The organism is Streptomyces sp. NPDC055243 (assembly GCF_044544025.1).
Taxonomy (GTDB): domain Bacteria; phylum Actinomycetota; class Actinomycetes; order Streptomycetales; family Streptomycetaceae; genus Streptomyces.
Genome location: NZ_JBITWR010000006.1, coordinates 429,779 through 454,503, shown reverse-complemented (window position 1 = coordinate 454,503; position 24,725 = coordinate 429,779). Strand labels below are relative to the sequence as shown.

Genomic DNA, 24,725 nt, shown 5'->3' with positions numbered 1-24,725 from the left:
ACCGCCACCATGAGCACTGAGGTCATGACCGACAATCGCGCGAGCATCCTCCTTGTCGATGACATGGAGGACAATCTGATGGCGCTGGAAGCCGTCCTGGGGTCACTCAACGAGCCGCTGGTACGCGCCCGTTCGGGCGAGGAGGCGATGAAGGCCCTGCTGAGGCAACGATTCGCCGTGATCCTCCTGGACGTGCGCATGCCGGGGATGGACGGCTTCGAGACCGCTTCGAACATCAAGCGGCTCGACCAGACCAAGGACGTGCCCATCATCTTCCTGACGGGCACCGACAACGACGCGGGCTACGCCTTCCGCGGCTATGCGACGGGCGCCGCGGACTATCTCACCAAACCGTTCGACCCGTGGGTGCTGCGCGCCAAGGTCACCGTCTTCCTCGAACTGCACCGCAAGAACCAGCAGTTGGAGAAGATCCTGGCGCGCGAGAAGCAGCAGTTCGACGAGCTCGCGGCCCGCCTCTCGGCGATCGAGACGCACATGGCCGCCAGCAGCCTCAAGGACGTCCTCGAACTGCGCCACCACGTGACGCACATGGAGGAGCTGGTGAAGGAGATGCGGCGCGGGCGGGGTGCCTGACACGATGTGTCCGACACTCCGCCCGCGCGGGGCGGTCGAGGCTCAGGCCTCGCGCGATCCCGCGTACATCTCGTCGATCAGGTGCTGGTACTCGCGCTCCACGACCGGGCGCTTCAGCTTGAGACTGGGCGTCAGTTCGCCGTGCTCGATGTCCAGATCGCGGGGCAGCAGCTTGAACTTCTTGACGGTCTGCCAGCGCTGCAGACCCTCGTTCAGCTGCTTCACATAGCCCTCGATGAGCTCGACCGTCGCCGGGGCCGCGACCACGTCGGCGTAGCTCTTGCCCTCCAGGCCGTTGTCCTTGGCCCAGGCCAGGATGGCCGGCTCGTCGAGGGCGATCAGGGCGGCGCAGAAGTTCCGGTCGGCGCCGTGCACCAGGATGTTGGAGACGTACGGGCAGACGGCCTTGAACTGGCCCTCGACCTCGGCGGGCGCGATGTACTTGCCGCCCGACGTCTTGATCAGGTCCTTCTTGCGGTCGGTGATCCGCAGATAGCCGTCCGCGGACAGCTCGCCGATGTCCCCGGTGTGGAACCACCCGTCGGACTCCAGGACCTCGGCGGTCTTCTCGGCGAGGCCGTGGTAGCCCTCCATGATGCCGGGGCCGCGCAGCAGGATCTCGCCGTCGTCCGCGATCCGGACCTCGGTGCCGGGCAGCGGCTTGCCGACGGTGCCGGTGCGGTAGGCCTCGCCCGGGTTGACGAAGGAGGCCGCGGAGGACTCGGTGAGGCCGTAGCCCTCCAGGATGTGGATGCCGGCGCCGGCGAAGAAGTAGCCGATGTCGGGCGCGAGCGCGGCCGAACCGGAGATGGCGGCGCGCAGCCGGCCGCCGAAGGCTTCCCGCAGCTTGGAGTAGACGAGCGCGTCGGCGACCTTGTGCTTGGCGCCGAGCGCGAAGGGCACGGACGCGGTGCCGGTCCTGCGGAAGTTGTCCTGGCTGACCTTCGCGTACTCCCGGGAGACCTCGGCGGCCCACAGGAAGATCTTGTACTTGGCGCCGCCACCGGCCCGCGCCTTGGCCGCGACCCCGTTGTAGACCTTCTCGAAGATGCGCGGCACGGCGGCCATGTACGTCGGCTGTACCACCGGAAGGTTCTCGATGATCTTGTCCACGCGGCCGTCGACGGCGGTGACGTGCCCGAGCTCGATCTGCCCGGAGGTCAGCACCTTGCCGAAGACGTGCGCGAGCGGCAGCCACAGGTACTGCACGTCGTCCTGGCCGAGCAGACCGGTCGAGGCGATGGCCTTGGCCATGTACGACCAGTTGTCCTGCGGCAGGCGCACGCCCTTGGGGCGGCCCGTGGTGCCGGAGGTGTAGATGATCGTGGCGAGCTGGTCCTTGCTGATGGCGGCGATCCGCTCCTTGACCGCCTCCGGGTTCTTCTCCAGATGGGCGGCGCCGCGGGCCTCCAGGTCGGCGAGGCTGAGCACCCAGCCCTCCGGGTCGCCCTCGGCGGGTCCCGCGCCCTCGGCGTCGATCACCACGACGTGCCGGAGCTCGGGCAGCTCGGCCCGCTTCTCGCGCGCCTTGGCGAGCTGCTCGGCGTTCTCGGCGATCAGCACCCGGCTGCTGGAGTCCGACAGGATGTAGGTGGACTCCTCGGCGTTGGTCTGCGGATACACCGTGGTGGTGGCCGCGCCCGCGCAGAGGATGCCGAGGTCGGCGAGGATCCACTCGACCCGCGTGGCCGATGCGAGGGCCACCCGGTCCTCGGGGTCGAGGCCGAGCTCGATGAGGCCCGCGGCGATGGCGAAGACACGCTCGGCGGCCTGCCCCCAGCTCAGCGACTTCCATTCGTCGGGGCCCTCGCCCGAGGCAGATGGCACCGGATAGCGGTAGGCCTCGGCATCGGGCGTGGCCGCCACGCGCTCCAGGAAGAGATGCGCCACGGACGGCGGACGGTTCTCGATCAAGGTCTGTGTGTCGCTCACGACATCCTCCGGACCCGCGACATGGCGGCGACTGGCTGGCGGCTGCTGGGCTTGTTGAACTTGAGAGGGTCTTGTTTAACTTGCGAGTAACCTACGAGCAGTGATCAGAGTAGAGCGCCGAGGCCCGGTGCGTAAGGGGCTTCTGCCTGTCACTTCATACAAGAACGGGTCCGCCGCGCAAGAGCGCGACGGACCCGCTGAGCTGCCTCTGTGACGCCCGTGCCGGACGGGGCGGCGGTGAGGGGTGGGTTACTTCTTCCCCTTGCCCGGACCGCTGTCGTCGCTGGAGAGCACCGCGATGAAGGCTTCCTGCGGCACCTCGACGGAGCCGACCATCTTCATGCGCTTCTTGCCCTCCTTCTGCTTCTCGAGCAGCTTGCGCTTACGCGAGATGTCACCGCCGTAGCACTTGGCGAGGACGTCCTTGCGGATGGCGCGGATGGTCTCGCGGGAGATGACCCGGGAGCCGATGGCGGCCTGGACGGGGATCTCGAAGGCCTGCCGCGGGATGAGCTCGCGCAGCTTGGCCACCAGGCGCACGCCGTACGCGTACGCGGCGTCCTTGTGGGTGACGGCGGAGAACGCGTCGACCCGGTCGCCGTGCAGCAGGATGTCGACCTTCACCAGGTCGGCGGACTGCTCGCCGGTGGGCTCGTAGTCCAGGGACGCGTACCCGCGGGTCTTGGACTTCAGCTGGTCGAAGAAGTCGAAGACGATCTCGGCGAGGGGGAGGGTGTAGCGGATCTCCACCCGGTCCTCGGAGAGGTAGTCCATGCCGAGGAGGGTGCCGCGGCGGGTCTGGCAGAGTTCCATGATCGAGCCGATGAACTCGCTGGGCGCCAGGATCGTGGCGCGTACGACCGGCTCGAAGACCTTGTCGATCTTGCCCTCGGGGAACTCGCTCGGGTTGGTGACCGTGTGCTCGGTGCCGTCCTCCATGTCCACGCGGTAGACCACGTTCGGAGCGGTGGCGATCAGGTCGAGCCCGAACTCGCGCTCGAGGCGCTCACGGATCACGTCCAGGTGCAGCAGACCCAGGAAGCCCACGCGGAAGCCGAAGCCGAGCGCGGCCGAGGTCTCCGGCTCGTAGACGAGCGCGGCGTCGTTGAGCTGCAGCTTGTCGAGGGCCTCGCGCAGGTCGGGGTACTCCGAGCCGTCCAGCGGATAGAGACCCGAGAACACCATCGGCTTGGGGTCCTTGTAGCCGCCGAGCGCCTCGGTCGCACCCTTGTGCAGGGAGGTAATCGTGTCACCGACCTTGGACTGACGGACGTCCTTCACGCCGGTGATGATGTAGCCCACCTCGCCGACGCCGATGCCGTCGGACGGGGTCATCTCCGGCGACGAGACACCGATCTCCAGGAGCTCGTGGGTGGCGCCGGTGGACATCATCCGGATCCGCTCACGCTTGTTGAGCTGGCCGTCGACGACTCGTACGTACGTCACGACGCCTCGGTAGGAGTCGTACACCGAGTCGAAGATCATCGCGCGGGCAGGCGCGTCGGCGACGCCGACCGGCGGCGGAACCTCGGCGACGACCTTGTCGAGCAGTGCCTCGACGCCCATGCCGGTCTTCGCGGAGACCTTCAGCACGTCCTCGGGCTCGCAGCCGATGAGGTTGGCGAGCTCCTCAGAGAACTTCTCCGGCTGCGCGGCCGGCAGGTCGATCTTGTTGAGCACGGGAACGATCTTGAGGTCGTTCTCCATCGCCAGATAGAGGTTGGCGAGAGTCTGCGCCTCGATGCCCTGCGCGGCGTCGACGAGGAGGACCGTGCCCTCACAGGCCGCGAGAGAGCGGGACACCTCGTACGTGAAGTCCACGTGACCCGGGGTGTCGATCATGTTGAGGATGTGGGTCCTGCTCTTTTCGGGGCCCTCCGAGGGGGCCCAGGGCAGACGCACCGCCTGGGATTTGATCGTGATTCCGCGCTCGCGCTCGATGTCCATCCGGTCGAGGTACTGAGCACGCATCTGCCGCTGCTCGACCACACCGGTCAGCTGGAGCATCCGGTCGGCGAGCGTGGACTTGCCGTGGTCGATGTGCGCGATGATGCAGAAATTACGAATCAGAGCCGGGTCGGTACGGCTCGGCTCGGGCACATTTTTAGGGGTCGCGGGCACGCAGGGTCCTGTCTCTTGAGGCGCCTGTCGCCTCGGGTCGGATCTATACGTAGGTTCCATGGTCCCATGGGTGAGGCACTGGGCCCGATGGGGCCGGTCGGGGTGGGTGACTGAACCTCGATCGGGCCGCTCGGGGGGAGGAGCCGAGCCCGGATTGGGCCGGTCAGGAAGAGGAGCTGGGCCCTGATCGGGCCGGTCAGGAAGAGGAGCTGAGCCCGGATTGGGCCGGTCGTGGAGCGGCTGGTAATCTGGGCAGCTGTGTCTCCTGACCCTCTCGGTACCTCACGGTCCTGATGGCCCTGAGGCACGTGTCAAAGAAACTCATCTGCAGTACCTCTGCAGTACCTGAACCTGAAAAGGCTCTTTCGTGGCGAACATCAAGTCCCAGATCAAGCGGATCAAGACCAACGAGAAGGCGCGTCAGCGCAACAAGGCGGTCAAGTCTTCCCTGAAGACCGCGATCCGCAAGGCCCGCGAGGCCGTTGCCGCTGGTGACTCCCAGAAGGCCATCGAGGCGACGCGTGAGGCTTCGCGTCAGCTCGACAAGGCTGTCTCCAAGGGTGTCATCCACAAGAACCAGGCCGCCAACAAGAAGTCGGCGCTTGCTTCGAAGGCCGCGACCCTCCAGGGCTGAACCCCTTGCCCCGGCTCGCCGGGGCGCTGATCAATCCTCCCGCGAGGGTAATTCGAGCCCTCTACCTCGAATCGCGGACAGACCACGCAGTACGCCACGCTGCGACGATGCCCCCGGCCCACTCCGGGGGCATTGCTGTGTCCGGGCCCCGTAGGGGGCCCCGTAGGGGGCGCGGGGAACTGCGCTGGGTCCGGCCCCGTAGGGGCGCGGGGAACTGCGCGACCAGCCACGGACGGCCCGCGGATGCCAAACCGGCGGGTGCTCAGCGGCGCAGGCGAGCGACGCGCCGCAGGCCAGCGGGGCAGGCCGTGACAACGCCTAGCGGCGAGACCTCGCCGCGCCGGCGATGGCGACGACGGCCTTCTCCAGGGCGTACTCAGGATCATCGCCCCCACCCTTGACGCCCGCGTCGGCATCGGCGCAGGCCCGCAGAGCCACCGCCACCCCGTCGGGAGACCACCCCCGCATCTGCTGCCGGACCCGGTCGATCTTCCAGGGCGGCATGCCCAGCTCACGGGCGAGGTCGGCGGGGCGCCCACCCCGCGCGGAGGAGAGCTTCCCGATGGCCCGCACGGCCTGGGCAAGCGCGCTGGTGATCAGAACGGGGGCGACGCCGGTCGACAGGGACCACCGCAACGCTTCGAGCGCTTCGGCAGCCCGGCCCTCCACGGCACGGTCGGCCACGGTGAAGCTGGAGGCCTCGGCCCGGCCCGTGTAGTAGCGGCCGACGACCGCCTCGTCGATCGTGCCCTCGACGTCCGCCACCAGCTGGGACACCGCCGAGGCGAGCTCCCGCAGATCGCTGCCGATCGAGTCGACCAGGGCCTGGCAAGCCTCGGGCGTGGCCGAACGGCCCAGGGCACGGAATTCGCTCCGCACGAAAGAGAGCCGGTCCGCGGCCTTGGTCATCTTGGGGCAGGCGACCTCACGGGCCCCCGCCTTGCGGGCCGCGTCGAGCAGCCCCTTGCCCTTGGCCCCGCCCGCGTGCAGCAGGACGAGAGTGATCTCCTCGGCGGGCGAGCCGAGATACGCCTTCACGTCCTTGATCGTGTCGGCCGACAGATCCTGCGCGTTGCGCACGATCACGACCTTGCGCTCGGCGAAGAGCGAGGGGCTGGTCAGCTCGGCGAGCGTGCCGGGCTGGAGCTGGTCGGAGGTGAGGTCGCGCACATCCGTGTCCGCGTCGGCGGCGCGGGCGGCCGCGACCACCTGCTGCACGGCGCGGTCGAGGAGGAGGTCCTCCTGGCCCACGGCGAGCGTGAGAGGAGCGAGCGGGTCGGCGGTATCTGTCTTCCTGGCCATCGCGGTCAAGCATCCCACGCGGCACTGACAGCCCGTCCCGTACGGCCCCTCCGGGACGGCCCTTCCGGTACGGCCCTTCCGGTACGAGCCTTCCGGTACGGCCGGTTTCCGGGCGGCTCACCCCATGTCGGAGAATGGCCGGGTGACCGACGTACGACATGTCCTGGTGCTGCCCGACCGCGATGCCGCGGAGGAAGTCGCCGAAGAGCTCCCCGACCGTTTCGGCGTGCGCGAGCAGCCTCAACTCGTCCGTGACGCCCTGGCCGGCGAGGACGACGCCGAGGACGCCCAGTGGCTGGTCGTGGTCGAGGACCCCGACCGGCGCCTCGACCGCTCGGCGCTCGACGAACTGGCCGCCGAGCACGAGGGCTGGCTCGAGGCTCCCTGAGCCGCCTGAGCTCCCTTTTACGGGGGCGAGGACGGGCCCCTAGTGAGGGGCGAGGCCCGGCGTCAGCCCTTGGGCAGGACCTGGATGTCGAGGTCGATCGTGATGCTGGGGCCGACCGCCGCGATGCCGCGGGCGAGCATCGTCTGCCAGTTGATCGTGAAGTCGTCGCGGTGCAGCTCGGTGGAGGCGCGGCAGGCGACGCGGGTCTCACCCTCCAGGCCGTGGCCCACCCCGAGGTACTCCGTCTCCAGCGTGACCGTGCGCGTCACCCCGTGCAGCGTCAGGCCGCCCGAGATCGCCCAGCGGCTGCCGCCCTTGTGGACGAAGCGGTCGCTGTAGAACTCCATCGTCGGGAATCGCTCCACGTCGAGGAAGTCACCGGACCGCAGGTGGTCGTCGCGCATCTTCACCGCGGTGTCGATGGAGGCGGCGTCGATGACGACGTGCATCGCGGAGTCCTCCATCCGCTCCCCCAGCCGTATCGCACCCGCGAAGCTGTTGAACCGGCCGTGAATCCGGGCAAGCCCGATGTGCCGCGCGGTGAACGCCACCGAGGAGTGCAGGGGGTCGAGCTCCCAGTCACCGGGCTCGGGCAGCGCCGGTGGCTTGGCTATCTGGAGCATGACGTCACCGAGGGATGCGTGCGCGCTCTCCCCGACCGTGGCGTTCGCCCGGTACGGCGTGAAGCCTTCCGCCGAGACCGCCAGGCGGTAGTCACCGGCCGGAACGGTCGCGACGAACGAACCGAACGGATCCAATCCCCCACCGACGACCTTGCGCCCCGTGGCATCACTGACCGCGAACTCCCCGTGCCGCACGGGCTCATTGACCGGGTCGAGCACCCGGCAGCTGAGCACGCCCGCACTGGGCGGCACCGCCACGGCGGACAAGGGACTCCCGGTGCGGCCTGCCCTGCCGGCTCGCCCTGCCGGACCGGCGGGACCGGTCCGTCCCGCGCCACCCGCTCTTCTTGCCCCACCGGCTCGATTCGCCCGACCGGCTCGGTTCCTACGGTCTCCCAGCCAGCGGCCGAACATTTGCGACACACCCCCGCGCACCTTGACAACTCCCTTGACAACTCCTGCCACGAAGAGGCATTCGATCACCGTTGCGGCATTCGATGCAACACGAACCCACTGCGCTGGAATCCTGCGCTAGCGCTGGAAGTGTCATGAGTCACCCGAATTGATCAGCGCGAGCGTGCTGGACTCTCCGGCCCGCCCAGGCCGCGAACTGAGCCCGACCCGGCCTGGCCCCGGCCCCGGCCCCGGCTCCCTAGGGCGGTCGAGTGGCCACCTCCAGGATCGGGGCCGCCTCTCTGCCCGTCGGCCGGGCCGCCGCCGCTCCGGCGGCCGGCCCGATGACCGCGATCGAGCCGCTCGTGTCCGTCCGCAGCACCTCCGCTCCCCCGGCCCGCAAGGCCGCGACCGTGCGCGGTGCCGGGTGCCCATATGAGTTGTCCCTGCCACACGAGATGAGGGCGAGGCGCGGCGCGGTCCGCCGCAGGAGTCCGGGGTCCTGATAGGCCGAGCCGTGGTGGGCGACCTTGAGCACGTCCACGGGTGGCAGCTCCGCCACGGCCTGCGTGCGCGAAAGGGCCCGCTGGGCGGGTGGTTCGAGATCGCCGAGCAGCAGCAGGGTCACCCCTTCGGCACGGACGAGCAGGGAGACGCTGGCGTCGTTCGGGCCATCGGGAGTCGGTGCCGGGCCCACCCCCTCCGCCCCGGGCCAGAGCACCCGCCAGTCAAGGGCGCCGCCCGCACGACGCCGCTCCCCCGCCACGGCCCGGCTCACCGGAATCCGGCGGGCGGCCGCCTGCTCGCGTACGAACCGTGCCTGCCCGTACGGCTCTTGATACCCCGTCGTCTGAATCGCCCCGACCGAACGCCCCCGCAGCACGCCCGGCAGCCCCGCCACATGATCGGCATGGAAATGGGTCAGGAGCACGAGCGGTACACGCGTCACGCCGAGCGAACGCAGGCAACGGTCCACGAGCACCGGGTCAGGGCCCGCGTCGACGACCACTCCCGCCCCGTCGCCCGCGGCGAGCACAGTGGCATCCCCCTGGCCCACATCACACATCGCGAACCGCCAGCCCGGCGGCGGCCAGCCCGCGATCACCCGGGTGAGGGGCGGAGGCTGCACGATCGCCAGGACGAGCAGCAGGGCACAGGCCACACTGACCCAGGGGTGTCCGACAAGCCTGCGGCCGACCAGGATCAGGCCCACCGTGGCGAGGGCGAGCAGCAGGCCGCCACGCCAACCGCCGGGCCAGTCGACTCCGCTGCCGGGCAGCACCGCCCCCGCCCGTGCGATGTCCGCGATCCATGCGGTGGGCCAACTGGCGCACCAGGCAAGGCACTTGGCGACTGGCATCGCCCACGGCGCCGTGGCGAGCGTGGCGAACCCGAGGACCGTGGCGGGCGCGACGGCCACCTCCGCGAGGAGGTTGCAGGGCACCGCCACCAGGCTCACTCGCGCCGCCATGACGGCGACCACGGGCGCGCACACCGCCTGCGCGGCAGCCGCGGCGGCCGACGCCTCGGCCAGGCGTGGCGGAACCCGGCGTCTTTGGAGGGCAAGGCTCCACCTCGGCGCGAGGGTGAGCAGGGCGCCGGTGGCCAGGACGGAGAGCAGGAATCCCGGGCTGCGGGCCAGCCACGGGTCGTACAGGACCAGCAGCAGTACGGCGGCGGCCAGGGCCGGGATCAGCGACCGGCGCCGCCCGGTGCCGATGGCGAGCAGCGCGATCAGCCCGCAGGCCGCGGCCCGCACCACACTCGGGTCCGGTCGACAGACGATGACGAAGCCCAGGGTGAGCGCACCGCCGATCAGCGCGGTCGCCCGCAGTGAAATCCCGAGCCGTGGTGCGAGGCCGCGCCGTTCCGCGCGCTGAGCAAGGTTTGGCGGGCCGATGAGCAGGGCGAGGACGATCGTGAGATTGGCCCCGCTCACCGCGAGGAGATGCGTCAGGTCGGTCGCCCTGAACGCCTCCTCCAGCTCGGGCGGCACACGTGAGGTGTCCCCGACCACCAGCCCCGGCAACAGCGCCCTGGCATCGGGCGGCAACCCGTCCGTGGCCTCCCGCAACCCGCCCCGCAACCGCCCCGCCAGGCGCTGTGGCCCTGAGGGTGCCTCGATCACCCGTGGCGTCCGCTCCCCCTCCACCCGGAGCACCGCCGCGACGCGGTCACCCTCCGGCAGGGGAGGCGCGAGGCTCGCCCGGACGCGCAGCCTGGTCGAGGGCAGAAGCGCGAGCCAACGGGCCCTGGGCCAGGGGCCGACGGATTCCCCACCGGAGGATGACCTGCCGGTGGAATCCCTGCCGGTGGAATCCGTGCCCATGGAATCCGTGCCGACGGAATCCGTGCCGGTTGCCCCGCCCTCGCCCCTCTCCGTCCCCGTATCCGTACCCGTGTCCGCGTCATCCCTGTCTCCCTCCCCGGCGAAAACCAGTACCGGGGTGCGGGTCACGGAGGTCTTGCCGTCCGGCGACGTGACCCGAACGGTCTCCGCGTCCAACATGACGGACGGCGGCACGGCACGGGCTCCCGTGACGCGGGGCCGGGTGAGTCGAGGGTCGGAGGTGACCTCCAACTCGACCTCCGCCTCGGAATACTGACGAGCCAGGGCGGGGACCGGCCCCCGGTGCAGATCGGCCCCGTGCAGCGCCGCCGACGTCGCGCCCGCCGCGGCACAGAGCAGGACGGCCGCCACCGAGACCCGCCGCCAGGGCTGCCTCCTCCCTTGGGCGCCGCCCGGCTCGGGCGCATCCTGCCGCGCTCCAGCCGCCGCATACCTCCGGGCATCCCGCGGCCCCTCACCTGCCGAGTACCTCCGGGCGTTCAGCGGCCCCTCCTCCGCCGACCGCCCCCGTACCGTCCACGCCACCAACAGGGCGCCGGCCACCGCCACACAGACCGCCACCGCTGCGATCACCCACCGGGGCGGGGCGTCCAGTGCCAGCGCCGCCGTCCCCCAGGCCGCGAGGGCGGGCGGCACGAGGCGCAGGTCCAGGGGGCCCTCCTGGCGGGGGTGCGCGTCCCCGCACCGGCGCCCGGACGCGGCGTGGGCGGTGGGGCAGGCCGGGGCCGTCGAGGCTCCGGGCACCACAGGCGCCTGGCTCCTGGACCTCATGGCCGCACGAGATTCTGCAGGTCGGCGTAGCGCTTGTCGCCGATTCCATTGACCTCGCGCAGTTCGTCCACCGAGCGGAATCCACCGTTTTCCGTGCGGTAGTCGATGATGTGCTGGGCCAGCACGGGGCCGACACCCGGCAGTTCGTCGAGCTGCTCCGCAGTGGCCGTGTTGAGGCCGACCGGCGCGGCAGGGCTCGCTCCCGTCGGCCCGGCGGCCGCCCCCGCGCCGGGCACCGCCGGAGGAGGAGCCGCCGCCGGTGCGCCCACCACCACCTGCTCGCCGTCGATGAGCAGGCGGGCACGGTTCAGGCCGTCCGTGTCCGCGCCGGGGCGAACCCCGCCCGCGGCCTTCAACGCGTCGGCGACCCGCGACCCGGCGGGCAGCCGCAGAATCCCGGGGCTGCGGACCTTCCCGCTGACGTCCACGACGACCCCGCCACCGCCCGCACCGGCCACACCGCCAGCACCAGCCGCCGCCCGGCCCCCGCCCTCCGCAGGAAGCGCGGCTCCCGGTGACGGAGAGGGCTCCGCACCCCGATCAGGTGCCGCCCCGACCACGTCCGGCGCCCGCACCGGCTGCGTCCGCCCTGCCCAGAAGTGCTGGGCAGCGAACACCGCGGCCACGACGAGGACCACCACAAGCGCGACGAGGCTCCGCCGCTCAAGCCCACACCGCAGCTGGAGCCACACCGGCAACCGCTCCCGCACGGCAAGCCCCACCCGCCCCCGCACCGGCGGCACCGACTCGCCTCCGGCCGCAGCCGACACGGGCCGCTGGGGCGGAACCTGGCCTGGAGGCTGCTCCTGCCCCCGAACCGCCAACACCACCTCAGGCTCCGGGCCGCCCCGAGTCTCTAGTCCACCCCGAAGCTCCGGCCCACCCCGCGGCTCCGCCCCACCCCGAAGCCCCGGCCTGCCCAGCAACTGCGGCACCGGAACCCCCTCCGGCCGCGGCCCACCCCGAGACTCCGGCCCACCCCGGGACGACGGCCCGCCCCTCAACTGCGGCACCAGCACCGGCACCCCCTCCGGCGGCAACACCACCCGAGACGACCGCTCACCCTGAGACGACCGCCCACCCCCCGGCGCCGCCACGCCCCGCGGCCCCGCCACAACCTGCCCTTGCCCCACACCCTCCAGCTCTGGCTGACGCCACCGCACGGCCTGCCGCTGCCGCTGCGACTGCGACTGCGACTGCGCCACGGCGCGCGGCCCAGTCGGCGGCTCCGTCCCCGGCCCCGGCCCCGGCCCCGGCCCCGGCTCCGTCCCCGGCCCCTGCCCCGGCCCCGCACCCGGCGGCACCCCCACGCCCCGCGCATCTGGCGGCGGCGCCCCCGACCTCAACCCGACTCCGCCGCCTGCCTGTTCAGGCTCGGCGAAGAGCGACTCCGCGCGCTGCCGCAATACCTGGGCCCGCACCCGCGTCTCCGCCGAAGCGTGCCTGCGCCGGGCTGCCCGCCTACGGGCGTGGCTGTACCGCTCTCGACCATCAGAGACGCGGCCATCAGAAGCGCGGCCATCAGAGACGCGGCCATGAGAGACGCGACCGTCGGACGCGGGGTCTCGCCCCGGGCCACTCGTCGCGGCAGGTGTCCTTGAAAGTGATCGAAGTGTCATGCCGACGACGCTAGGCACCGCGGCGGAAATATGTTGATCTTGGTCAATTCCCGTGGATTACCCAGCAGTTGTGGATAACTCCGTCACCCACGCCCTCAACAGGGCTCACCGAGGCCTCACCAGGACACTCACCAGGGGGAAACCACAGCCCCCAACAACCCGGGCCCCGTATGCGCCCCGATCACCGCCCCCACCTCGCTGACATGCAGCTCCGCGAGGCCCGGCACCCGGTCCCTGAGCCGGTCCGCGAGGGTCGAAGCCCGTTCCGGCGCCGCCAGATGATGCACCGCGATGTCCACGCGGTTCGAACCGGCCCGCTCGATCACGATCTCCTCGAGCCGCGCGATCGCCTTGGACGCCGTCCGCACCTTCTCCAGCATCTCGATGCGTCCGCCGTCCAGCTGTAGCAGCGGTTTCACGGCGAGCGCCGAACCCAACAGCGCCTGCGCGGCGCCGATCCGGCCGCCCCGGCGCAGATAGTCCAGCGTGTCGACGTAGAAGTACGCGGACGTGTTCGCGGCCCGCTTCTCGGCCGCGGTCACCGCCTCGTCCACCGAGCCTCCCGACTCGGTGGCCTCCGCCGCCGCGAGCGCGCAGAAGCCCAGGGCCATCGCGACCATTCCGGTGTCCACCACCCGCACCGGCACCGGCGCGTCCTTCGCCGCGAGGACCGCCGCGTCGTACGTGCCCGAGAACTCGGCGGACAGATGCAGCGAGACGATGGCCGTCGCGCCCGCATCGGCGACCTTGCGATAGGTCTCCGCGAAGAGTTCCGGGCTCGGCCGCGAGGTGGTCACAGAGCGCCGCTTCTGTAGCGCCAGGGCCAGGGAGCGGGCGGAGATCTCGGTGCCCTCTTCGAGTGCCTGGTCACCGAGGACCACGGTCAGTGGTACCGACGTGATGCCGTGCCGCTCCATCGTCCGCTGCGGCAGATAGGCCGTTGAATCCGTGACGATCGCGACATGACGGGACATGCGGTGGAGATTACCTGCCTGGAGCCGACGGCGGCAGCCCGACCCCTTGCGGGCCAGTCTGCCAGCCGCGCTCCGAGCCGTGCCGGGTCGCCCTCGCGGTCACGTCGTGCTCTCGGGCCTGGCCTGCTTCTCCCAGGGGTACGAAGGCCGCGGCGTCGGCGGCGTGATGGCGGGCCGCGCCGACTCCTCCGCCGATCCGGACGATGCCGAGGGCCGCGACGGCTCGGGGCGCCCCGGCTGCCCCGATGGCTCCGACGGCTCCGACGGCTCCGTCCACGTCTGCTCCGCCCCCTTGCCCGCGTCCGCCGGCTCGGGCTCGGGCCACGCGGCGGGAGTCTGCGTGGGCGACGGCTCCTTGGTCCAGTGCCGCAGCGCGCCGGTCTCCAGGTCGATCTGGGAGCTCAACGAGTCCAGGTCGTCGTCCGCGAAATGGTGAGCCCGGTCGCGCACCACCCACCGCAGCGAGTCCGCCGACTTCGTGATCTGCGCCGTGCGCTCCCGCAGCGCGGGGAGCCGCTGGGCCAGGGTCGCCTTGTCCGGGTCCCGCTCCAGGCGCCGGAGCTCGTCGTCCAGCTCGTGCCCGTGCGCGCTGAGCCGCTCGAAGAGCCCCAGGGACTCCTGCAGCGAGCTGTCCTCGACCGCGCCCGCCTTGAGTGCTTCCTGCGTGGCCCGCATCGACGTGCGCAACGAGAGCCGCAGCTGGGCCAGTTCGCCGGCCGCACCCACCTGCGCGAAGCTCTTCGCGCGAAGCGTCGTGTCCTCCACCGAACGGCGCGCCTGCGAGATCGTGCGGTCCACGCCGCGCTTGGCGGCACCGACCACCTTCACCGTCACGTACGCACCAAAGATCACGAACAGCAGTACGAGCAGCGCCACGATCACGCCCACGGCTTCCATGACGCTCCTCTCAGGTCCTGCGGCGGGTTCCGCACCGACTCTTCAACGGTAAACGCAAAGGGCAGGCCGAGGGTTCCATCGGAACCCCCAACCTGCCCGTAGGGGACTACCCTCATGCCCCGCGTGCCCTCAGATCCTCAGGACTGCCAGGACCGTCAGGACCGTCAGGCCGGGACGATGTTCACCAGCTTCGGCGCCCGCACGATGATCTTGCGGATTCCGGCGCCGTCCAGCGCCGCCAGCACCCTCTCGTCGCCCATGGCCACCTTCTCCAGCTCCTCGTCCGAGATCGACGGGGAGACCTCCAGGCGTGCCCTGACCTTGCCCTTGATCTGCACGACGCAGGTCACGGTCTCGTCCACGACGTACGCCGGGTCGGCCACGGGGAAGTCCTGGTGGACGACCGTGTCGGTGTGGCCCAGCTTGCGCCACAGCTCCTCGCCGACGTGCGGGGCCAGCGGAGCGATCAGCAGCACCAGGCGCTCGGCGACCGAGCGCGGCAGCGCGCCGCCCTCCTTGGTCAGGTAGTTGTTCAGCTCGGTGATCTTGGCGATGGCGGTGTTGAACCGCATGCCGTCCAGGTCCTGGCGCACGCCGTCGATCGCCTTGTGCAGGGCGCGCAGCGTGCCCTCGGCGACGTCGGACTCCGCGACGTCGGCGACCGTGACCTCACCGGTCGACTCGTCGACGATCAGACGCCACATGCGCTGCAGCAGGCGGTACTGGCCGACGACCGCGCGCGTGTCCCACGGGCGCGAGACGTCCAGCGGGCCCATCGCCATCTCGTACAGACGCAGGGTGTCCGCGCCGTACTCCTCGCAGATCTCGTCCGGAGTGACCGCGTTCTTCAGGGACTTGCCCATCTTGCCCAGCTCGCGCTTGACCGGCTCGCCCTCGAAGAAGTACTGGCCGTCGCGCTCCTCGACCTCGGTGGCCTGGACCGGGAAGCCACGGCTGTCGCGGTAGACGTAGGCCTGGATCATGCCCTGGTTGAACAGCTTGTGGAACGGCTCGGCGGACGAGACGTGCCCCAGGTCGAACAGCACCTTCGACCAGAAGCGGGCGTACAGCAGGTGCAGCACCGCGTGCTCGGCGCCGCCCACGTACAGGTCCACGCCGCCGGTCGGCTGCCCCTCGCGCGGGCCCATCCAGTACTGCTCGACGGCCGGGTCGACCAGCTTCTGGTCGTTGTGCGGGTCCAGGTAGCGCAGCTCGTACCAGCAGGAACCCGCCCAGTTGGGCATGGTGTTGGTCTCGCGGCGGTACTTCTTGGGGCCGTCGCCCAGGTCCAGGGTGACGTTGACCCAGTCCTCGTTGCGGGACAGCGGCGTCTCCGGAGAGGTGTCCGCGTCGTCCGGTTCGAAGGTGCGCGGGGAGTAGTCGTCGACCTCCGGCAGCTCCAGGGGCAGCATCGACTCGGGCAGCGAGTGGGCGATGCCGTCCTCGTCGTAGACGATCGGGAAGGGCTCGCCCCAGTAGCGCTGGCGGCTGAACAGCCAGTCGCGCAGGCGGAAGTTGACGGTGCCCTCGCCGATGCCGCGCGTGGCCAGCCAGCCGGTGATGCGGGCCTTGGCGTCGACGACGCCCAGGCCGTCCAGGGAGATCTCCGCGTTCGAGGAGTTGACCAGCTTCGCCTCGTACGAGGAGAAGGCCTCGTCCCACGTCGCCGGGTCGGTGCCGCGGTCGTCGGACGGCTCGACCACACAGCGCATCGGCAGGTGGAAGGCGCGCGCGAAGGCGAAGTCGCGGCTGTCGTGCGCCGGGACGGCCATGATCGCGCCGGTGCCGTAACCCATCAGTACGTAGTCGGCGATGAAGACCGGGACCTGCTCGCCGCTGACCGGGTTGGTGGCGTAGACGCCGGTGAAGACGCCGGTCTTCTCCTTGGCGTCGGCCTGGCGCTCCACGTCGGACTTGGAGGCGGCGAACGCGCGGTACTTGGCCACGGCCTCGGCCGGGGTGGCGTGGCCGCCGGTCCACGTCTCGTGGGTGCCCTCGGGCCAGGCGTCGGGGACGACCTTGTCGACCAGGTCGTGCTCGGGCGCCAGGACCATGTAGGTGGCGCCGAACAGCGTGTCCTGGCGGGTGGTGAAGACGGTGATCGCGTCGCCGTCCTCGGAGCCGACGGGGAAGTCGACACGGGCGCCTTCGGAGCGGCCGATCCAGTTGCGCTGCTGCAGCTTGATGGCCTCGGGCCAGTCCAGCGCGTCCAGGTCGTCCAGCAGGCGGTCCGCGTACGCGGTGATGCGCATGTTCCACTGGCGCAGCTTGGCCTTGAAGACGGGGAAGTTGCCGCGCTCGGAGCGTCCGTCGGCGGTGACCTCCTCGTTCGCCAGGACGGTGCCCAGACCGGGACACCAGTTGACGGGCGCGTCGGACGCGTACGCCAGGCGGTACTGGCTCAGGACCTCGGCGCGCTCCACGGCGTCCAGCTCGCTCCACGCGCGCGTGGTGCCCGGTACGGCGCGCTCACCGCTGTCGAACTGGGCGACCAGGTCGGCGATCGGGCGGGCCTTCTGGGCGTCGGCGTCGTACCAGGAGTTGAAGATCTGTACGAAGATCCACTGGGTCCACTTGTAGTAGTCCGGGTCGATCGTCGCGAAGGAGCGGCGCTTGTCGTGGCCCAGGCCCAGACCGCGCAGCTGCGACTTCATGTTCTCGATGTTGGCCTCGGTGGAGACCCGGGGGTGCGTACCCGTCTGCACGGCGTACTGCTCGGCGGGCAGGCCGAAGGCGTCGAAGCCCAGGGTGTGCAGGACGTTGTGGCCCGTCATGCGCTGGAAGCGGGCGTAGACGTCCGTGGCGATGTACCCCAGCGGGTGGCCGACGTGCAGGCCCGCGCCGGAGGGGTAGGGGAACATGTCCATGATGAACTGCTTGGGCTTGGCGACCAGCGCGGCCTGCGCGTCGCCGTCCGCGGCCAGGTCACCGCTCGGGTTCGGCGCCTCGTACGTGCCGTTCGCGTCCCAGAAGTCCTGCCAGCGTGCCTCGATGTCGGCGGCCAGGGCGGCCGTGTAGCGGTGCGGTGCGGCCACCTCGGAGGCGGCAGCAGAATTCGTCTCGCTCATGATCCTCAAAGCTCCATCGATCGTCTCTGCCTGCGGAAATGGCCGTCCCGGCCAAATGAAAAAGCCCCTCACACAGGAGGGGACGCCGCGCCGATGCCGACCGCGATTTTCCGGCGGTCGGGACTGATCAGCGCGGCCCGCTAAGCAGAAGGCGTACGGCACGCATGGCGTCAGGGTACCGCAGCGCTCACGCGGCCCGCGACGAGGTTCCACCGCACCGCTTCGCGCCGCTCCCCGGTCCGCCGGAGGCCCGGAACCCGATCTTTGGCCAAAGGTTACTCCGCGTACCGACCTCTATCGGGGCAACACCAAGATCGCGTCGCTTTTAGATAACGACGCAATAACTCAAACCTCGTACTCACTGGTATGCGGACACTTAGCATGCGGCGATCGAGCCATTTCGGAGTCGCCCCCATGAACCCTCTGAATCCGCATCGCAAGAGCCGCACCAACCGCGCCACCCGCACGAGCCGTTCGTTCACAGCCTTCCCCGAACCGAGCAGAACCACGCGCGGAGTTCTGACCACCGCCGTACTGCTGCTCATACCCCTGCTCGTCATCGTCGGGAGCGACGCCTTCCGCGCCGCCCTCGACTTCACCACCGGCGTCCTGTCCCTGGTCTCCCTGACCGCCGCCGTCGCCTGGGGCCTGGTCGCCACCGACCGGCTCTTCCTGCACTCCCGTCAGCGACTGCTCGCCCAGGCCGTGCACCGGGCCACGGCCGTCGCCTCCATCGGCTTCCTTCTGCTGCACGTCAGCGTCAAACTCGCGCTCGACCACGTGTCGCCGGTCGGCGCCCTCATCCCCTTCGGGCTCGGCTTCTCCGGCAGCGACGGGCTCATCGGCCTCGGCTCGCTCGCCGGGCTCCTGATGGTCGTCACGGGCGTCACCGGGGCCCTGCGCAGCGCCTTCGCCTCACCGGCCCAGGTCGCCTCGCGCTGGCGTGCGCTGCACATGCTCGCCTACCCCGCCTGGTGTTCGGCGCTGATACACGGCCTCTACGCGGGACGCCCGCCCAAGCCGTGGGTGATCGCCCTTTACTGCCTCTGCCTGGTCGGCGTCGCGGGTGCGGTCGCGTTGCGCGCGGCCCCGCTCCCGATCAAGCGGAAGGTCGCCGCCCGGATCCTGGCCCTTCTCGAACCCGAGGGCCGCGCGCGCAACCGGGAGGCCGTCCGCCGGGACATCGCCGAGTCGCCGCTCCCCGGGACCGCCGCCGCTCCCGGCCCTGCCCCCGAAGCCCCGTCCGGCCCGCCCCCGGTGGTCGGCATCGCGGCGGCCTACCGCGTCCTCGCCTCCACCAACCAGCCCACGGAGGTCGTCTCCAGCACCGATCCCCCGCCGCCCCGCTGGCCGGCCCCGTCCCCGCCTCCCCCGGCCGAGGCGCCGCACATCCCCTACGACCCCCCGTACGACACCCACTCCCAGGCGTACGGCTCCGAAGACACCGCCTACCGCTCCCACGACACCGCGTACGACCCGCCGTACGACGCGGCCCACGACCCCCATCCCCCGTACGAGGCGCCCTACCAAGCCCCGTACGACAGCGGCCCCGCCACCGAACCGCTGCCGCACACCTTCCAGGCGCCGAGCTCGGGCGAGCCCTGGAACGCCGCCACCGGAGGCCCCAAGTGAACGCGTCGCTGCCCGACGTCCCCGAAGTCCGCGTCGTCGGGCTTCCGCTCCTGACCTCGGGCTTCGATCTGGTCGAGCGCCTCGATCTGGCGATGCACCTGAAGGTGCACGGCCCGCTCGAACCCATGGCCGGCGAGTCGCTCGCCGGCCTGTCCGAGGCCATCTCGCTGCGCGGCAGGGGCGGGGCGGGCTTCCCCTTCGCCAAGAAGCTGCGCGCGGTCGCCGACGCGGCGATACGTCGCGGCGTGCGCCCCGTGGTCGTCGTCAACGGCAGCGAGGACGAACCCGCCTGCCGCAAGGACACCGTCCTGATCAACCGCGCCCCGCACCTCATCCTCGACGGCGCTCTCCTTGCCGCCGAGGCGCTTGGCGCCCGCACTCTCGTCGTGGGCGTGACCCGGGACTCCACCGAGTCCTCGATGCTCTCGGCACTCGCCGAGCGCGGCCTGACCAACCGGCGCGGATCGACCATCCGCGCGCGCGTGCAGCGCAATCCGGTGCGCATGGTGACCGGTGAGTCGTCCGCCCTGGTGCGCTCGGCTGACGGCGGCCCGCCGATGCCGCCGGGGCGCAAGGTGCGCACCTCGGACTCCGGGGTGGGCGGAGCGCCCACCCTGCTGTCCAACGCGGAGACCTTCGCCCAGCTCGCGGTCGCCGCCCGGATCGGCGCCGACCGCTACTGCCGCACCGGCCTGCGGGAGGAGCCCGGCACGGTGCTGCTCACCGTCTCCGGAGCCGTCGCGCGGCCCATGGTGGTCGAGGTCCCCACCGGAGTGCCCCTGCGGTACGTCCTGCAGCTGGCCGGCGCACCGCCGCTCCCCCAGGGCGTCCTGACGGGCGGCTATCACGGCAAGTGGCTCGACGCGGTCACCGCTCACGACGCGGTCGTCTCACGCGCCTCCCTGGAGGCCTGCGGCGGCGCGCTCGGCGCGGGCGCGATCCTGCCCATCGGCCCCGGCACCTGCCCGCTCGGGGAGGCGCTGCACGTGGCGAACTGGCTCGCCTCCGAGAGCGCCGGCCAGTGCGGCCCCTGCTATCTAGGGCTCCCGGCGGCGGCCCGCGGCCTCGCGGACGTCCTGGACGGCGGCGGTCCCACCGCTCTGGAGGCGCTGCGCGAGGTGACGCGGGCCGTGAAGCGCCGCGGCGCCTGCAAGCACCCGGACGGCACGGCGGCCTTCATCGAATCCACGATCTCGGCGTTCACGGACGACCTCGCCGCGCACGTCCTGGGCGGCGGCTGCGGCCGCCCCGTGGAGGGCGTCCTGCCGCTCCAGGCGGAGGCTTCCCCTGCCGAGGCCCCCAGTGGCCGCAGGCTCGCCGTCGACTGGACGCTCTGCCAGGGCCACGGCCTGTGCGCGGACATCGTCCCCGAGCTGATCCAGCTGGGCCCCGACGGCTTCCCCGGCGTCGCGGAAGCATCCGTACCGCGGTACTCCGAAGCGCGTGCCGAACGTGCCGTACGCCGCTGCCCCGCGCTCGCGCTGCGCATCGAGGAGGACCCGTCCGCGCCCGCGACGCGCACGGCGCTGCCGCTCGCGCTGCCGCCGGGCCGCGGCCGTGGCCGCAGGGCGCTCGGCAGCGGACGTCAATGACCCACTAGGCCAGGGACCCACCTGGACCCGCCGGCCGGACACACGAAAGCGGGCCACCCGATCCGGGTGGCCCGCTCTCATCTGCTGTGGAGCTAAGGAGAATTGAACTCCTGACCTCCTGCATGCCATGCAGGCGCTCTACCAACTGAGCTATAGCCCCTTGCTTGTCCGCCCGGTTTCCCCGGCGGCTCCGCCAACATTACACGCTCCTCCCCGTGCTCCACCAAATCGTTTCCGGTCTGTACGGATACGGCCGGTACTGTCAGCCTTCGTGACCGTGATCGCGCTTGCCGGCGCCCGCCGCCGCGTGCCCCTCGCCGCCGGGGCGTGCCTGCTCTCCTTCACGGCCTTCTGGCTCGCGCAGCGCGCGGCGGACGTCTCGATGATCGACCTGATGGTCTACCGCGCCGAGGGCGAGACCGTCCGCGCGGGCGGCGACCTCTACGCGCTGCGCACCACCGAGGCGCATCTGCCCACCACCTACCCGCCGTTCGCCGCCCTGCTGTTCACGCCGCTGACGCTCCTGGACACGGCGGACATGCGCACGCTGGCGACGGTGGGAAACCTGCTCCTCCTGGTGGCCTTCACGCACCTCGCCCTCCGGCTCGTGGGCCCCCTCCCGAACATCGGGCACGCGCGCGTGGAGACCGCCCTGTGGGTGTCCGCGCTCGCGGTCTGGGCCGAACCGGTGTGGACGACCCTGCGGTACGGCCAGGTCAATCTGCTGCTCGCCGTCCTGGTCCTGTGGGACCTGTCACGGCGCCCCGGCCACCGCTGGGCGGGCCTGGGCATCGGCATCGCGGCGGCGATCAAGCTCACTCCCGCGCTCTTCGCGGTGTTCCTGCTGCTCACCGGCGCGGCCGAGGCCGCGCGGCGCGGGCCGTGGCGTCCGCCCGCGCGCCACGCGTGCGTGGCGGCCGTCTCGTTCGCCGGCGCGACGCTGCTCGCGGCCGCCGTCCTGCCGTACGACTCGTGGCGCTTCTGGACCCGGATGGTCTTCGAGGCGGGCCGGGTCGGGCTCGCCGAGGACACCGCGAACCAGTCGCTGCGCGGGGTCCTCGCGCGGCTCCTGCACACCGCTGAGCCCGGCATCCGGTGGGCGGTGGCCGCGGCGGCGGTCGGCGCGCTCGGCCTCGCGGTCGCGGTGCGCGCGGCGCTGCGCGGGGAGCGCGCCCGGGCGGCGGTGACCTGCGCGGCGACGGCGCTCCTGGTCAGCCCGGTTTCGTGGTCGCACCACTGGGTGTGGTGCGTGCCGATGGCGCTGCTCGTGTGGGCCCGGGCGGTGCGCCGGGGCGGCCGGGCCCGGTGGGCGGCCACCGGAGCCGTGGCCCTCGTCTTCTGTTCGTACGCCCTGTGGTGGGTGCCGCACGGCGTGGGACGGCTCGAACTCGGCCAGAATTATGGCGAGATGACGTTGTCCGCCCTCTACGTAGGGACCGCTTTCGCGTTCCTGCTGCATGGAGTGCCGCATGGACTGCCGCATGGACTGCCGCATGGACTGCCGCGAGGAATCGGACGCCGCACCCGCCCGTGGACCGGGCGAGGTCAAGCAGTGGCGAAGGAATAGAAGCGCTTGAGCGTGCAGTGTTCGTCGAGCAGCCGGCCATAGATCGGCTCCCCTTCGAGCTCGCGGTACGTCTCGATGGGGTCGCCCTTTATGATCAGCGCCCGCGCGCACTCCTCGCACCAGTACTGGTAGTCCGGGTTGACCGGTTCCATGTCGCGGACGATCGGCGTACCACTGCCGCACCAGTCGCACTTCCGCCTGTGTGCACCCATCAATCAGCTCCAGCTGCGGCCGCAGGCCGTGCACACGTACGAGACACCGCCGTTGTCGCCGAGTACTTGGGCGACATGGGACGAACCGCAGGACGGACAGGTGAGGAGGGTGATCGCTGCGGAGGGAGCGGCAGCGCGAAACGGCGCGGCCGCTGCGATGGGGCGGTCGGCCCCATCGAGGATGCTCGCAGGCATCGCTCTCCCTCCCGTCGGGTCACAATCGGTGGTCTGGTGCGGTCCCCTTCCGGCTGTCCGATTCTGCCACGGCCTGAGCGACCCGGTCAGCGACGCAGTCGTACCAGTCCGGACACGGCGCCCAGCACGGCCGCCCCGGCCAGGGCGTATGCGCACACCAGGAGGGCCTGTGCGGATGAATACGCCCCCGGAGCCCCTTGCGACTCAAGCCGGTTGAGAAAAAGCGCTCCGAAGCACGCGACACCGATCAGCTGGCCGAGCTGAGCGACCGTCGAGAGGAGGCCGCTGGCGTCCGCGGCGTCCTCGGGCCGCACCGTGGAGAGTGCCCGGGTGAGCGTCGGGCTGAACCCGAGGGAGAGGCCCGCGCCGATGCCCACGAAGGCCGCGTACAGCCACGGTCCGCCCTCTCCGCCGTCCCGCAGCAGCAGCCCCACCGCGACCGCCGACACCGCGGTGAGCGCGAACCCACCGGGAATCAGCGCCCGTTGGAGCGCCGCGGGCCAGCGGCGCCAGGTCAGGCCGACCGCGCCGAAGACCATCGCGGTCGGCGCGAACGTCAGACCGGCGCGCAGCGCGCTGTAGCCCAGGCCGCCCTGGACGTGCAGGGTGAGCACGAACAGGAAGCCCGCGTTGACCGCCATCACCGCGGCGATCCTCAGGACCGCGAGGCCCATGCCGGGGATGCGCAGGACCCGTGGCGCGATCAGCGGCGCCCCGCCGCCGCGGGCCAGCCGGGACTCGTACGCGCAGAAGAGCGCGAAGAACACCGCGGCCGAGCCGAGCGAGAGCCAGGACCACAGCGGCCAGCCCTCCTCCTGGCCGAGCACCAGCGGCACGGTGAGCAACGACACGGCGCCGCCGAGCAGCACGAGCCCCGGCAGATCCAGCCCACGCGCCCGCGGCCCCGGCTTCCCGGCGACCGGCTCCCCGGCAACCCGCTCTCCCGCCACCGGCTTCCGGACGGCGTCACGCGGCAGCACCCGCCCCGCCATGATCAGCAGGACCACCCCGACCGGCACGTTCACCAGGAACACCGGACGCCACCCCGTGCCGAACAGATCGGCGCTGACCAGGACTCCGCCGAGCACCTGCCCCGCGGCGGCCCCGACGGCGAGCACGGCCGCGTACGCGCCGAGTGCCCTCGTCCGCGCCTCCCCCGTGAAGTTGCGCTGGATCAGGCTGAGCACCTGCGGGATGAGGAGCGCCGAGCCCGCGCCCTGAAGCAGCCGGAAGGCGATCAACTCGCCCGTGCCCCGGCTGAGTCCGCAGGCGAGCGAGGCGACGGTGAAGACCGCGAGGCCGATCAGGTAGACGCGACGGTGCCCGAGGCGGTCGCCGAGCCGTGCGCCGGTGATCAGGAGCACGGCGTACGTGATGGTGTATCCGGCGATCACCAGCTGCAACCCGGCGCCCGACGCGCCCAGTTCGGTGCGGATGGTGGGCGCGGCGACATTGACGATGAAGACGTCGAGCAGCGCCATGAACTGCGCGGCGATGACGACCGCGAGCAGCCGCCCGGGGCGATTGTCGGTGCCGGGGGCTTTACTGGGTGCAGGACGTGAACCAGCGGGCGGTGAACCAGCGGGATCCGCCGCGGTGGACGGGGTGGTCGTTGTCATGGCACCGAGCGTGACGGCGAGTTGGTACGGGTAACGAGAGCCCGCTGATGCTGGTACTGGCAGCACCTGGCAAGGCTGGGGGCGTGGGCCGACGATGGGGGACGTGACGACGATGGGGACGACTCGGCAACCGGCTCAGGGGGCGGCCCAGGGGACGACTCGGCAACCGGCTCAGGGGGCGGCCCAGGGGACGACTCGGCAACCGGCTCAAGGGACGGCTCAGGGGACAGCTCAAGGGACAG

The 24,725-nt window shown here is 71.3% G+C and carries 18 protein-coding genes and 1 tRNA gene; 6 read left to right on the top strand and 13 right to left on the bottom strand.

The features are described from left to right. Positions 1-9: 9 nt before the first annotated feature. Positions 10-594, top strand: coding sequence for a response regulator (locus tag ACIGXX_RS20605; protein WP_351160443.1), 585 nt, complete (start codon positions 10-12; stop codon positions 592-594). 42 nt (positions 595-636) lie between these two features. On the opposite strand, the gene ACIGXX_RS20600 is transcribed toward ACIGXX_RS20605, so the two are convergent. Then, positions 637-2,526, bottom strand: a complete 1,890-nt coding sequence (locus tag ACIGXX_RS20600; protein WP_399977481.1) for an AMP-dependent synthetase/ligase — start codon at positions 2,524-2,526, stop codon at positions 637-639. Positions 2,527-2,775: 249 nt separating this feature from the next. Continuing rightward, positions 2,776-4,647, bottom strand: a complete 1,872-nt coding sequence (gene lepA, locus ACIGXX_RS20595) for a translation elongation factor 4 (RefSeq protein WP_351160449.1) — start codon at positions 4,645-4,647, stop codon at positions 2,776-2,778. A gap of 367 nt (positions 4,648-5,014) precedes the next feature. On the opposite strand from lepA, the gene rpsT reads away from it, so the two are divergent. Continuing rightward, a complete protein-coding gene (gene rpsT, locus ACIGXX_RS20590; protein WP_351160451.1) occupies positions 5,015-5,281 on the top strand; it encodes a 30S ribosomal protein S20 in 267 nt (88 codons plus the stop codon). Positions 5,282-5,599: 318 nt separating this feature from the next. On the opposite strand, the gene holA is transcribed toward rpsT, so the two are convergent. Beyond that, entirely contained in the window at positions 5,600-6,583 is a 984-nt protein-coding gene (gene holA, locus ACIGXX_RS20585) for a DNA polymerase III subunit delta (protein ID WP_351160453.1), read from the bottom strand. Between the two features lie 124 nt (positions 6,584-6,707). Between holA and ACIGXX_RS20580 the strand changes: the two genes are divergently transcribed. Next, positions 6,708-6,971, top strand: coding sequence for a hypothetical protein (locus tag ACIGXX_RS20580; protein ID WP_399977477.1), 264 nt, complete (start codon positions 6,708-6,710; stop codon positions 6,969-6,971). A 62-nt stretch (positions 6,972-7,033) separates the two neighbouring features. Here ACIGXX_RS20580 and ACIGXX_RS20575 read toward each other — a convergent pair whose 3' ends face one another. From ACIGXX_RS20575 to leuS, 6 genes are all read right to left on the bottom strand, one after another. Then, entirely contained in the window at positions 7,034-8,008 is a 975-nt protein-coding gene (locus ACIGXX_RS20575) for a YceI family protein (protein ID WP_399977610.1), read from the bottom strand. Positions 8,009-8,246: 238 nt separating this feature from the next. Continuing rightward, the gene (locus tag ACIGXX_RS20570) at positions 8,247-11,108 is read right to left on the bottom strand and encodes a ComEC/Rec2 family competence protein (protein WP_399977474.1); all 2,862 of its coding nucleotides are present in this window, start codon (positions 11,106-11,108) and stop codon (positions 8,247-8,249) included. Further along, complete coding sequence (locus ACIGXX_RS20565; protein WP_399977470.1) at positions 11,105-11,878, bottom strand: helix-hairpin-helix domain-containing protein; 774 nt, start codon at positions 11,876-11,878, stop codon at positions 11,105-11,107. Before ACIGXX_RS20565 ends, ACIGXX_RS20570 begins: the two co-directional genes overlap by 4 nt. 977 nt (positions 11,879-12,855) lie before the next feature. Next, positions 12,856-13,701, bottom strand: coding sequence for a DegV family protein (locus ACIGXX_RS20560; RefSeq protein ID WP_351160465.1), 846 nt, complete (start codon positions 13,699-13,701; stop codon positions 12,856-12,858). A 99-nt stretch (positions 13,702-13,800) separates the two neighbouring features. Then, a complete protein-coding gene (locus ACIGXX_RS20555; RefSeq protein WP_351160468.1) occupies positions 13,801-14,598 on the bottom strand; it encodes a hypothetical protein in 798 nt (265 codons plus the stop codon). 164 nt (positions 14,599-14,762) lie between these two features. Then, the gene (gene leuS, locus ACIGXX_RS20550; protein WP_351160471.1) at positions 14,763-17,666 is read right to left on the bottom strand and encodes a leucine--tRNA ligase; all 2,904 of its coding nucleotides are present in this window, start codon (positions 17,664-17,666) and stop codon (positions 14,763-14,765) included. Positions 17,667-18,080: 414 nt separating this feature from the next. Between leuS and ACIGXX_RS20545 the strand changes: the two genes are divergently transcribed. Both ACIGXX_RS20545 and ACIGXX_RS20540 read left to right on the top strand, forming a co-directional pair. Beyond that, positions 18,081-19,298 (top strand): ferric reductase-like transmembrane domain-containing protein, encoded by a 1,218-nt coding sequence (locus ACIGXX_RS20545; RefSeq protein ID WP_351160474.1) that lies wholly within the window; start codon positions 18,081-18,083, stop codon positions 19,296-19,298. Further along, a complete protein-coding gene (locus tag ACIGXX_RS20540) occupies positions 19,295-20,890 on the top strand; it encodes an NADH-ubiquinone oxidoreductase-F iron-sulfur binding region domain-containing protein (protein WP_351160477.1) in 1,596 nt (531 codons plus the stop codon). Before ACIGXX_RS20545 ends, ACIGXX_RS20540 begins: the two co-directional genes overlap by 4 nt. Before the next feature lie 87 nt (positions 20,891-20,977). Here the strand turns inward: ACIGXX_RS20540 and ACIGXX_RS20535 are convergent. Beyond that, positions 20,978-21,050 (bottom strand) — tRNA-Ala (locus ACIGXX_RS20535). 111 nt (positions 21,051-21,161) lie between these two features. Here ACIGXX_RS20535 and ACIGXX_RS20530 point away from each other — a divergent pair. Then, complete coding sequence (locus ACIGXX_RS20530) at positions 21,162-22,457, top strand: glycosyltransferase 87 family protein (protein ID WP_399977462.1); 1,296 nt, start codon at positions 21,162-21,164, stop codon at positions 22,455-22,457. Here the strand turns inward: ACIGXX_RS20530 and ACIGXX_RS20525 are convergent. The 3 genes from ACIGXX_RS20525 to ACIGXX_RS20515 form a co-directional block, all read right to left on the bottom strand. Then, complete coding sequence (locus ACIGXX_RS20525; RefSeq protein WP_016643127.1) at positions 22,436-22,669, bottom strand: hypothetical protein; 234 nt, start codon at positions 22,667-22,669, stop codon at positions 22,436-22,438. The two genes, ACIGXX_RS20530 and ACIGXX_RS20525, sit on opposite strands and share 22 nt — an antisense overlap. Positions 22,670-22,672: 3 nt before the next feature. After that, positions 22,673-22,864 carry a hypothetical protein gene (locus ACIGXX_RS20520; RefSeq protein ID WP_351160483.1) on the bottom strand — a complete coding sequence of 64 codons (192 nt, stop codon included), beginning with the start codon at positions 22,862-22,864 and terminating at the stop codon, positions 22,673-22,675. A gap of 86 nt (positions 22,865-22,950) precedes the next feature. Continuing rightward, the gene (locus ACIGXX_RS20515) at positions 22,951-24,483 is read right to left on the bottom strand and encodes an MFS transporter (RefSeq protein WP_399977458.1); all 1,533 of its coding nucleotides are present in this window, start codon (positions 24,481-24,483) and stop codon (positions 22,951-22,953) included. Positions 24,484-24,725 lie beyond the last annotated feature (242 nt).